Origin of the sequence: Streptomyces aurantiacus (assembly GCF_001418335.1) — a bacterium.
Classification (GTDB): Bacteria; Actinomycetota; Actinomycetes; order Streptomycetales; family Streptomycetaceae; genus Streptomyces; species Streptomyces aurantiacus.
This window is the reverse complement of the sequence record NZ_LIPP01000472.1, coordinates 1-4,225: the sequence shown is the minus strand read 5'-3', so window position 1 is coordinate 4,225 and position 4,225 is coordinate 1. Positions and strand designations below refer to the sequence as shown.

Below are 4,225 nucleotides of genomic sequence, written 5' to 3'. Positions count from 1 at the left end.
GTGGGGGCTGGGCGCGCAGTTCCCCGCGCCCCTACGGGGGCGCGCCCCCGCTCTCAACGTTCCAGGAAGGTGAACAGGTCCTCCCACCTCCGCACGACCGTCTCCGGCGTGTAGCGCTGGATGTTGCTGCGGGCCCGCTCGCCCATGCTGTCCCGTAGCTCCTTGTCGGACATCAACCGGTCGAGGCGGCGGGCCAGTTCGCCGGTGTTGCCGAGGGTGGCGAGGAGGCCGTCCTCGCCGTCGTGGACGATCTCGCGGACGCCGGGCGCGCAGTCGAAGGCGACGCAGGGCACGGCCGTCACCATGGCCTCCATCAGGGCGAGCGGGAAACCCTCGCCCCGGGAGGACTGGGCGAAGACGGAACCGCCGCGCAGCGCGCCCGGTACATCGCTCGTGGGGCCCATCCAGTCGACGGAGCCGTCGAGTCCGAGGGCCGTGCACTGCTTCCGCAGGATCTCCTCCTCCTCGCCGGAGCCGTAGATCCGCAGGTGCCAGTCGGGGTGGCGCGGCGCGACCTCCGCCCAGCTGTCGAGGAGCATGTCGATGCCCTTCTGGTGGTGCAGCCGGCCGATGCTGACCACCACCTTCGCGGTGCGCGGCGACGGCACCTCCGGCATGAACGGCAGCGGGTTCGGCAGGTACGACGCGTTGTTCATGCCCTGCCCGATCCACAGGTCGGCGTCCTCGCGGGTCAGCGCCAGCATGCGGTCGACGTCCCTGTAGTGCTTGAGCACCCGGGGGAAGCGCGAGGACGTCCTGCAGTACGCGAAGGCCTCGTGGCTCATCCCGATCACGGTCAGTCCGCGCGTGTCGGCCTGGGCGACCCACTCCATGGCCCACACCTGCGTGACGATCACGACCGCCCCGGGCCGGGCCGCCCGGAACAGCGCGGTGAGCTTCGTGGCCTGCTCGCGCATGCTCGCCGTACGCGCCCGGCCGGGACGCGGCGGCTGTCCGGCGTACAGCGTCGTCGTCGGGTACGGGACCTCGCCGAGCTCCTGGACCACCTCGGACGGCGTGATGCCAACGACGTGGACCCGATGGCCGCGCCCGGTGAACAGCCGGGCCATCTGGTGCGACCAGCTGGTCACCCCGCCCAGTTCGTCGACGCTGTTGGAGACGAAGAAGACGTCCCGCCGCGGCTCCGAGTTCACGGCGACGGGGACGGAGGCGGAGGTGGAGACGGGGACAGGGGGCCGTTTCATGCGCGCCTCCACTGGGAGAAGAACTGGTCGACGATGCTCTGGGCGGCGGTGCCCTGGTCGTACTCGCCGAACTCCGCCACGAAGCCGTCGCGCGCCTCCGCGTACTTCACCGCCTGCTCGTCGAGGGAGGCGAGGGCCACGTACAGCTCCTCCTCGGTGCGCGCGACGGGGCCCGGTGCCCGTTCGAGGAGGTCGAAGTAGGTGCCGCGGCCCTCGTGCACGTACTCCTCGTAGTCGTACGCGAAGAAGAACATCGGCCGGCCGAGGAGCGCGTAGTCGAACATCACGGACGAGTAGTCGGTGATCAGGCCGTCGGCGAGCGCCAGCAGCGGGGTCACGTCGTGGTGGGCCGACACGTCGACGACGCGCCCGCGCACGGACGGCGGGAGCACGACGTGGTTGAGGTAGTGCGAGCGTACGAGGAGGACGTACCGGTCGCCGAACTCGTCGGCGAACCGCTCCACGTCGAAGGGCAGCTCGAACCGCCGCTGCCGGCCACCGTGTTGACGGAAGGTGGGCGCGTACAGCAGGACGGCCCGGTCGTCAGGAATCCCCAACTTGGCGGCGAGCGGACCGCGTTCACGCACCCCCGTCTCCACCTCCCTTGCCCTGGCCCGTACGAGCGCGTCGTTGCGCGGGTAGCCCACCCGCAGCAACGTCCGCTCCTTGAGGCGGAACGCCCGGGCGAGGGTGCGTACGTCGTGCTCGGAGCGGATCAGGAACCGGTCGAAGCGGTCGAGGACGCGCTGCTGCTCCGCCTGCGCGTGCCGGGACCTGAGCTTCCACTGCGGTTCGTCGAACCCCATCCGCTTGAGCGCCGAGCCGTGCCAGGTCTGGATGTACGTGGTCCCCGGCCGCTTGGTGAGTTTCAGCGGATAGCTCTGGTTGTCGACCCAGAACTCGGCCCTGGCCAGCGCCTTCAGATAGGGCAGCGACCAGCGGCGTACGAGCGTGGCGTCGGGCGGGAAGCCGGCCGGGCCACTGCCCGTGTACGACCACACGGCCTCGAAGTCGAGACCTTGGCGCCGCATCTCCTCGTAGAGCGCCTTCGGGCTGTCGCTGTACTGCCGGCCCAGGTGGCTCTCGAAGACGACCAGGCCCTTCTTCAAGGGCAGCCGGCTGAACACCTCGTGGTAGATCCGGATCTTGGTATCGCCGGAGGTGAGCTTCCTGCGGACCGCCTTCGCCTTCCGGTACCCGGACTTGGCGAGCCGGCCGGGCGCTCCCCGCACCCCGCGCCCGACGAGCTCGTCGACCTTCTCGCGGGTGAGGACCCGGAAGGAGAGGTGGCCGCGGGCGGAGACCTCGGGCACGACACGGTCGGCGACCAGCCGGGTGAGCCGGGGCCGGACGGGCGACGACCCGACGGCCAGGCCCGGTTCGGAGACGGTGAGGCGAGTGGTGGTGCGCACGCCGTCGACGCAGAGGCGCAGCCGTACGTCCCACACGGCGTCCACGATGCCCAGGGGCCGCAGCCCGCGCGCGAGGTCGGCCGACGCCTCCCAGGCGATGAGCTCGCCCTCGTGCCGCAGGGTGTCCACGGGACAGCGGAAGGTCTGGAAGCGCACGCCCTTGCGACGGGCGCCGAACTCCAGCTCGCCGGTGAGCCGCGCGCCGGGCGGGACGACGCCGAGGGGATTGGTGATGCGCCCGGCCATCCGGACGGTACCGACGGCCTCGTCGTACGTGGTGAGGGCATTGCGCAGGAACATCTTCTCGACGGGCTTGGCGTGGTAGCCGAGTTCGGTGACGTCGAGGACGTGCCGGGCGAAGGCACGGTCGCCGTCGCCCTCGCCATCGAGGTGCTCGGCGCACCAGTAGACGCGGCCGTCGCGCTCGACGAGTGGTGCGGAGATCTTGTCGCGGTTGGTGAGCGTGTCCACGGCCGGCAGGAGGTTGTCCCAGTCGCTCTTCTGCAGCAGATACGCGCAGATGGCGTGGATGGGCTCCACCTCGTCGAAGGCGGCCCGGTCGATGGACTCCAGATACGCGCGGGCGATGGCGGCGAACTCCTCCCGGTAGGAGGCGTCCCGCAGCGGCAGGTCCCGTAGATGCAGCACCAGGTCGTGCTTGAGGAACTTGACGTCCTTGAAGAACTTCAGCTCCGGCAGCCCCCGGTCGGCGAGGAGCCGGTCGACCCGTCGGTGGATCTCCATGCGGTGCGCGAAGTTGGCGATCTCGGCGCGCCGGTTGCTGATCGACTTCGTCGGGGCCTTGTCGACGACGTTCCAGTCGTAGACACGGTTCGGGATCAGGGTGATCCTGCGGGCCGCCACGTACGCCTGCGCGGAGAAGAGGAGGTCCTCATAGTGGATGCCGACGGGGAATTCGAGCCCCTGCTCGACGAGGAACGCGCGGCGGTAGCACTTGTTCGTCGACAGGGTGTCGAAGACCAGCAGGTCGGGAAGCTCGGAGACCGACTCCAGGGTGCGGGTGCGCGTGTACAGCCACGGATACCACTTGCTCTCCTTGCCGGCGCGCGAGTCGACGTGGACGCGTACGCACAGGCCGGAGACGAGGTCGGCGCCGGTCGTCTCGGCCGCCTCCAGCATGTTCCGGCAGGCGTTGCGTTCCAGGACGTCGTCGCTGTCGAGGAAGAGGACGTACGTCCCGCGTGCCCGGGTGATCCCGTGGTTGCGGGGCGCGCCGCAGCCTCCGCTGTTCTCGTCCAGCCGGAAGGCCCGTACGCGTCCGGGGTGGCGGGCGGCCAGTGCCCGCGCCACCTCGTACGAGGTGTCCGTGCTGCGGTCGTCCACGATGACGACCTCGACGTTGCGCAGGGTCTGCGCCAGCACGGAGTGCACGGCTGTGGGCAGCCGGGCCGCGTCGTTGTAGACGATCACGACGACGGATACGTCCGGAAGCGGGTCCTCGTTCATCCCATTTACCCTAAGTGTCACTTAGGGGCTCTGCCCGGGAGGTAGGCCGGTTGGGGGCCACGCCTGGTGTTTTTCGCCCCCGCCGCCCCTACCCATTCCCGTCCCTGACTCGGGGGCTCCGCCCCCGAGTCAGGGACGGGA

Annotated in this window: 2 protein-coding genes; both read right to left on the bottom strand. The window is 70.1% G+C overall.

Annotated elements, in window-relative coordinates; genetic code table 11:
• Positions 1-53: 53 nt before the first annotated feature.
• Entirely contained in the window at positions 54-1,205 is a 1,152-nt protein-coding gene (locus AOK01_RS38965; protein WP_055520230.1) for a glycosyltransferase, read from the bottom strand.
• On the bottom strand, positions 1,202-4,084 hold the full coding sequence (locus AOK01_RS38960; protein WP_055520228.1) for a bifunctional glycosyltransferase/CDP-glycerol:glycerophosphate glycerophosphotransferase: 2,883 nt from the start codon (positions 4,082-4,084) through the stop codon (positions 1,202-1,204). Before AOK01_RS38960 ends, AOK01_RS38965 begins: the two co-directional genes overlap by 4 nt.
• Between the last annotated feature and the right edge of the window lie 141 nt (positions 4,085-4,225).

Excerpts from the sequence above, each read along its gene's own strand:
- AOK01_RS38965 (WP_055520230.1), bottom strand. The coding sequence starts at position 1,205 with ATGAAACGGCCCCCTGTCCCCGTCTCCACCTCCGCCTCCGTCCCCGTC.
- AOK01_RS38960 (WP_055520228.1), bottom strand. The coding sequence starts at position 4,084 with ATGAACGAGGACCCGCTTCCGGACGTATCCGTCGTCGTGATCGTCTAC.